The organism is Janibacter endophyticus, assembly GCF_016888335.1.
Taxonomy (GTDB): Bacteria; Actinomycetota; Actinomycetes; order Actinomycetales; family Dermatophilaceae; genus Marihabitans; species Marihabitans endophyticum.
On the sequence record NZ_JAFEJG010000005.1, the window covers coordinates 25476 to 31899 of the forward strand.

Here is a 6424-nt window from a genome sequence, read left to right on the forward strand (position 1 = left end):
GAGTGGAGGAGGAGTCCCACAAGCGGATCCACTTCTCGCGAGCTCGGCGCGACAGCGTTCGTGGTCGGTCTGCTCACCGACGTCGCGAGTCCGCGACGCTGCGGCCCTGCGCCGAGCTGGTCGATCCTGTAGGTTCCCACGCAGCAGCCCATTGGGCTATGGACTCGATCACCGGCGCCAGGGATTGGCCCTTGGTCGTCAGCGTGTAGTGCACGGTGGTGGCGGAGGAGGCGCGTTCCACCTCGGCCAGTCGATCGGTGATCATCCTCGAGAGCTGGTAGGTCAGCAGGTTCAGCTGTGGCAGCGCCGTGTAGGGGTTCTCCTCGCCGGTGTCCGGCCAGGACTCCTTGGCGGTCTGCTCGTCCTCGTAGGTCCAGTTGAAGATCTGCTCCTGGGAGAACGTGCCCTTGGCCAGCGCCTTGAACGGCGTCCCCGACAGGTGCAGAGTGCGCGGGCGCTTGATCTGGTTGAAGGCGACGTCGGTCTTGGTGGTGTCCACACCCTCGTGGGCCTCGTCGATGACGAGCAGGTCCCACTCGAAGTCGGCGATGTGCTTGAGCTTGGTGAACTCTCCACCGAAGTAGACAGAACCCTTGAGGTCCTGCAGCGAGAAGAACTCGACGATGCGCGGGTCCTCGCCCTGATGGTCGTAGGAGAAGGTCCGCCACTGCTCACGCGGCATCGGCGACCTCTGAGGATGCTGTCGAGAAGCGCTCTAAATTGGAGCAACGCGATTTCTATCTAGGATGCGAAGATTCTGGTTGGGCACACTCCGCCGCTGAGGCCGTGCGGCATGATGTCGCGTCCAGCCAAGGTTGTCGGCGCTACTGGCTGTCAAAGGCCGATGGCTCGTTGATATTCAGCCCTGGCGGGTATCTGGCGCGGTCAGGAGTCCTGTGACTGGGCGGTGGCGTTGTGGCGGTAGAACGTGGCGCGGGACCAGCCCACGAGTCGGGCCGCGTCTGTGGCGGTGCGTCCTTTGGCGCGTGCATCGTTGACGATCGCGAGCTTCTCGGCGATCACGGCTGGCTCCACGCGGGGTCGCCCGAACTGGGTGCCGGAGGCTTTGGCTGCGGCGATGCCGGCATTGACCCGTTCTGTGATCAGCTCCCGCTCGTATTCAGCCAAGGTGGCGAGCATGTTCAGCATCAGCCGTCCACTGGTGGTGGCTGGGTCGATGCCGTCTTGGATGGAGCGGATGCCGATGCCGGACTCGCGCAGCAGGGTCACAGTGTTCAGCACGTCGATCAGTGAGCGTCCCAGCCGGTCCACTCGCCAGACCACGACCGTGTCTCCAGGGGTGGCGTACTCCAGGAGTCGGCGCATCCCTGGACGTTGCGCTGCGTTCTTGCTGCCCGAGGTGACGTCCGAGAAAACGTCCCGAGCCTCGACCCCGGCCGTGGTCAGCGCGTCCAACTGCAACTGCGCGTCCTGACTGGCCGTGCTGATCCTCGTGTACCCCAGAAGTCTCACCCACCCATCCTGCCTCAGAAACCCTTCCGGTGATGTCGTCTGAGACGTTTCTCGTCGAGACGCTTTTCCGAGACACGCCTGCAGCCGCAGAACCGCGAGAGCTCGGTCCTCGGCAGCGACGTTAGATCGTGTCTCATCAACCTGTAGTTTCCTGAGACGCCACCACCGTGTCGCAAGACGTCCCCGTCCCGGTGAAAGGTCCGGACGGGGTAAACGGCGACGAAATGCCTCCGGGAACTTCGGCAGGCGCTGCGACCTGCTCCCGACCCTCGGACTTAGCCTGCGGCAACCTTCGTTTGACCGACGCGAGACCGCTGCATACCGCCCAGAATGATGTACCTCTGCAGAGCCACCTGCTTCGTCGTCCGCGAGGCAGAGAGCGGGTCAGCTTCACCGGCGCGCGAAGCACCGAGCCTTCGCGGGCTGTCGGTAGCGAGTGGCATACCTTGTTGTCATGGCGGACGGTAGCGGCATCGAGTGGACGGAAGCCACGTGGAACCCGACGACCGGCTGCGATCGCATCAGCCCGGGATGCGACAACTGCTACGCCCTCACCTTGGCCAAGCGACTCAAAGCGATGGGTAACCCGAAGTACCAGGAGGACGGCGACCCGCGCACAAGCGGCCCCGGCTTCGCAATCACCGAGCACCCATCCGCGTTGGACATCCCACGCCGGTGGGCGTCGCCTCGCGTCATCTTCGTCAACAGCATGTCCGACCTCTTCCACGCGCGAATTTCGTCGTCGTTCATCCGCGAGGTCTTTCAAGTCATGGAGGAGACGCCGCGACACACCTACCAACTGCTCACCAAACGGCCTCGTCGTGCGGCGCGTATGGCTGCCGAACTGCCGTGGCCAAGCAACGTGTGGCTCGGCGTCAGCGTGGAGACAACCGACCAGCTCTGGCGCATCGATGACCTGCGCCGAGTGCCCGCCGCGACCCGCTTTGTGTCCGCCGAGCCGCTCCTCGGCTCGCTTGCCTGCCTCGACCTCGCTGGGATGCACTGGCTGATCGCCGGAGGGGAGAGCGGAGCCAACCACCGTCCCCTTGACCCGACCTGGGTGCGCGAGCTTCGCGACTCCTGCCGCGAGCAGGGCGTAGCGTTCTTCTTCAAGCAATGGGGTGGACGCACACCCAAGAGCAACGGGCGGGAACTCGACGGTCAGCTCTGGGACGAGATGCCGGTGCCTACGCAGGCTTAATCCTCAGGGTGAGCAGGTCGCTCTTGCCCTTCGGGTCGGTCGATGTGTTGCCATCGTCCAGCACTTTCTTCAAGGCTGCGCGCACATGCAGCGTGCGGACGACGCCCACGAGGTCTTGGCCGAGGATCTCTTCCGGCTTGTCGATGATGCGGAAGGCCTCGCCCTTCGCGAGCTCGTCGGTGATCCGCTCCGCGAGCGTCTCGACCCACTGCTTCTTGAGGAGTTCCTCCTGGACCTTCCAGTGCTTCTCCCACGCGTCGTTCTCCGCGAACAACGTGTTCTCGGCAGCCAGCTTGGCGTGGTACTTCCGCCACTCTTGGAGCCCCAGGGACGCCGACTCACCGAAGGTGAGCATCCCGTCGATGTGCCGTGTCGCGAAGACGAGGTAGTAGAGCGGCTTGAGGTCCGCGCGTGGGCGGACATCGATGACCCAGGTTCCCACTCCACCGCCTAGGCAGTCCCGGAGTTTGGCGGCGTAGCCTTCCACGACCGCCTCTTCGGCGGCGACCTTGTCGTCCTCCGAGGCGTCCTTGTTCGCGCACTTCTCCAGCCAGGTGTCCCGCCACCAGTCACCGCCGCAGACGGCGTCAACGCGCTTCAGCGATGCCTCGATGGGGTTGTCACTTGTCAGCATGCCCGCGAACCGGCGCAGGTGCGCGGTCAGGTTGATCAGGACCTCGGTCGGCGCCGTGCCGCCAGGGCGGTTGAAGATGCTCACGACCTCGTCCATGGGGATGATCAGGCCGCATGGGTCTAGGTAGGCGAACAGGGGGATGCCATCCGCGGCCCTGAGGAGCTTCGGCAGGTGAACGGAGATGTCCCCGTCATCCACCGTGACCGTGAGGCCGTTGCCGTCGGCTGCGACAACCTTGCGCAACTTGGCGACTGTGACAGGGTCCTGCTCGACAAAGTGGAGCTCGACCTGACGGGGGGAGCTCATCGCCGCCAGCTCGTGAGCCTTCCGGAGCAACATGGCGCCCGAGCCCTCAGCGCCGTCGTCGTACCGTCCAGCTCCGGCATACCCGTCGATGAAGGTGACCCGGTGGTCCAGCGACCTGCTGCCAGTCTTACTGGCGAAGGGCGTCGCGTACTGGTTGATGATGGCGTGCTTCAGCACGGCCGCCGATTTCCGGCTTTTGTGAAACTTGCTGGTGCTGGTGCTGCTGCTGGACACGCCTGTTGCCCCCGAAGTGATCTGCGCTGGGTGATCAGGCTATGCGAATGTTCGGACGGAGCGGGGCTACCGGCGACGGGGAGGCTCCTCGCCATTCAGCGCGCCGCCTACCGGGTGGAGGCGTCTCTGATTGGAGATGACCGCATCCCGGCGCTGCATGAAGAGGTCGAGGAGCTTCGTGCGGCGCGCCTGAGTTGGCTCGGTGCCTTCGACGATGGCCGTCGTTTGATCGGAGCGGTGGCGCGGGCCGAGGACGCCGACGGCGTCGACATCGACCGGCTGGTTGTCGATCCGGCGGTTCACCGCCGCGGTGCTGGACGGAAGCTCGTCCAGGCGGTGCTATTTCGGGCAGGGCATCGCCGCACGACCGTGTCGACCGGACGGGCCAATCTGCCCGCACGCACGCTGTATCGGGGGCTGGGATTCCAGCAGTTGAACGACACCGAAGTGGTGCCTGGCCTCTGGGTTACACACCTAGCGCGCATCCCGTAGGCGGATCCCCTTGCGGGGCATGACCAGCGGCCATGGCCCCGCGATGGTCGAGCAGCTCCGCCGCGGTACTTTGCACGACGCCATCCGCAAGGAGGGTCCTGTGCAATCTAGGCCGCGTGTCGTGTGCAGTCTTCGCTGCATCTCGACAGCAGTCGCCTGCACAGGTGTCCGAGGTCTTCTGCACGGCCGCCTTCGACGTTCCGATCAGTCCCCTCGCGGTGACGTGGGTTGCCGACAATGTCGACACGTTGCCAGTTGTGCGATCGGCCGCTGCGTGGCGCAGCGTCAGCTTGCCTCATGGCGATGCCGATGTGCGCTATCGCGACTTCGGGCGACTGGGAGAGGGGCTCAAGGTCGGGGACGTAGGGGCGTTACGCACGACAGGGATCTCCGCCGCTAGCACCTCTAACGCTTCCTGCGCCGATGCTGCCCCAATCAGCACCCGTTGTGTCAGTCCGTTGCTCAGGCTGACTAGTCGCAGCGCCTCACGGGGCACTTGATCGCGTGGCGTACCCATAGCGGATAGCAGCGTCTGGGCCTCCTTGATCGTCCCCTGTGCGAACTCGGCGATGATCGCCCCGATCGCGGGATCGATGCCACCGCGGACCAGGTACGCGTACCAGACGGCGACACCGAGGCGGAACGATGTCGTGTGTGGGATGGGTTCGGCGAGCAGATCCCGGAGCGCTTCGTGAGGCTCGAGCGAGGCGGCGCGGTTGGCGTACCGGTCCGAGGCGCGCTCAACGACGGCGCGGCATCCGGCCAGGATGAGGTCGTCCTTGGAGGCGAAGTAGTGCTGGATCCGGCCCACCGAGATCCCGGTCGCCTGTGCAACCGCCTGATAGGTCACCCCTTCGATCCCCCGCCCGTTGATCACCGCCCACAGACCGACGATGATCTCCGCTCGACGCTGTTCGTGGTCCACTCGCTTCGGCACAGCTTTACAATATATCCGTACCGTGAAACTATGCAGTATGGACATACCGCAACAAATGGTCGTTGCGCCCACACCGGATCAGCGCCCCCGCCGGGCTCGCCGCTGGACCCGTCGGCTGGGCAAGTGCCTGGTGATCCTGCTGACCGTGGCCGGTGCGTGGAGTATCTACCGCACCTTTGCCGGCGAACCAGAGGTCGGCTTCTTCCGCTCCGAGGAGGGTCGCACCGAGTACGTCAAGCATTACAGCGATGCGATGGCCAAACTCCCGGCACCGTCGGCCACGCATGATGTCCGCACCGACTTCGGGGTGGTCCGGGTATACGAGTGGAGTAGTCCGGAGACCGCCGATACGGTGCCCGTGGCCTTGGTTCCTGGCCGGTCGTCTGGGGTACCGATGTGGGAGGCGAACCTGGCCGGCTTCGCCAAGGAGCGACGGGTCCTCGCCTTCGACGCGCTAGGGGACGCCGGCCTGTCCGTCCAGTCCACCCCGTTCAGGTCCTTCGAGGACCAGGCTGTCTGGATCGACCAGGTCCTGGCAGAAGTGGCCCCCGACGGCGTTCACCTTGTCGGGCACTCCTTCGGCGGCGCCACCGCTGCGGCGTACGCCAGGGCGCATCCCGAACGGGTGCATTCACTCACCTTGATGGAGCCCGTCTTCACGTTCGGGTACCCACCGGTCAAGATGCTCTGGTGGGCCACCGTCGCCACACTCCCGGGTATGCCTGACGGCATCCGCAAACACGCGCTCGCCCAGATCGGTGGCGGCGAGGACGGCGGGGATGACCCGGTCGCGCTGATGATCGAGGCGGGCAGCAAGCACTTCTCCGCGCAGCTCCCCACTCCCTCCACGCTCTCCGACGCAGAGATACGTCGACTCACCATGCCGACGTACGTGGCCGTGGCGGGCGCCGACTCCCTCTTCGGCGGTGAGAGCGCCCTCGACCGCGCCCAAGAACTGCTTCCCGACGGCCAAATTCAGGTCTGGAAACACGCCACCCACTCCCTGCCGATGCAGGAGGCAATCCCGCTCGACACACTCCTCGACACGTTCTGGGCCGCAGCCGAGCGCTGAAAGAGCATCCCGCAGACGAAGCGTCGCGGCTCCCGCACGCCAAGCGCTTGCCACCAGCAGTCACACAACCACGTG

The 6424-nt window shown here is 65.2% G+C and carries 7 protein-coding genes; 3 read left to right on the plus strand and 4 right to left on the minus strand.

The window, feature by feature from the left end; all coding sequences use genetic code 11:
* Positions 1 to 73 precede the first annotated feature (73 nt).
* Both JNO54_RS14675 and JNO54_RS14245 read right to left on the minus strand, forming a co-directional pair.
* Complete coding sequence (locus tag JNO54_RS14675; protein ID WP_233703997.1) at positions 74 to 682, minus strand: winged helix-turn-helix transcriptional regulator; 609 nt, start codon at positions 680 to 682, stop codon at positions 74 to 76.
* Between the two features lie 203 nt (positions 683 to 885).
* Positions 886 to 1473 (minus strand): recombinase family protein, encoded by a 588-nt coding sequence (locus JNO54_RS14245; protein WP_204144781.1) that lies wholly within the window; start codon positions 1471 to 1473, stop codon positions 886 to 888.
* A 454-nt stretch (positions 1474 to 1927) separates the two neighbouring features.
* Between JNO54_RS14245 and JNO54_RS14250 the strand changes: the two genes are divergently transcribed.
* Complete coding sequence (locus JNO54_RS14250; RefSeq protein WP_204144782.1) at positions 1928 to 2674, plus strand: DUF5131 family protein; 747 nt, start codon at positions 1928 to 1930, stop codon at positions 2672 to 2674.
* On the opposite strand, the gene tcmP is transcribed toward JNO54_RS14250, so the two are convergent.
* Complete coding sequence (gene tcmP / locus JNO54_RS14255; protein ID WP_204144783.1) at positions 2661 to 3791, minus strand: three-Cys-motif partner protein TcmP; 1131 nt, start codon at positions 3789 to 3791, stop codon at positions 2661 to 2663. The genes JNO54_RS14250 and tcmP overlap by 14 nt on opposite strands.
* Between tcmP and JNO54_RS15080 the strand changes: the two genes are divergently transcribed.
* Positions 3780 to 4340 carry a GNAT family N-acetyltransferase gene (locus JNO54_RS15080; RefSeq protein ID WP_204144784.1) on the plus strand — a complete coding sequence of 187 codons (561 nt, stop codon included), beginning with the start codon at positions 3780 to 3782 and terminating at the stop codon, positions 4338 to 4340. The two genes, tcmP and JNO54_RS15080, sit on opposite strands and share 12 nt — an antisense overlap.
* Positions 4341 to 4656: 316 nt before the next feature.
* Here the strand turns inward: JNO54_RS15080 and JNO54_RS14265 are convergent, their stop codons facing one another.
* Entirely contained in the window at positions 4657 to 5277 is a 621-nt protein-coding gene (locus tag JNO54_RS14265; RefSeq protein WP_204144785.1) for a TetR/AcrR family transcriptional regulator, read from the minus strand.
* A gap of 130 nt (positions 5278 to 5407) precedes the next feature.
* On the opposite strand from JNO54_RS14265, the gene JNO54_RS14270 reads away from it, so the two are divergent.
* A complete protein-coding gene (locus tag JNO54_RS14270; RefSeq protein ID WP_204144786.1) occupies positions 5408 to 6349 on the plus strand; it encodes an alpha/beta fold hydrolase in 942 nt (313 codons plus the stop codon).
* The last annotated feature ends 75 nt before the right edge of the window (positions 6350 to 6424 follow it).

Bases quoted from the DNA above. Each gene is read 5' to 3' on its own strand.
- JNO54_RS14250 (WP_204144782.1), top strand. From the start codon at position 1,928: ATGGCGGACGGTAGCGGCATCGAGTGGACGGAAGCCACGTGGAACCCG.
- JNO54_RS14675 (WP_233703997.1), bottom strand. From the start codon at position 682: ATGCCGCGTGAGCAGTGGCGGACCTTCTCCTACGACCATCAGGGCGAG.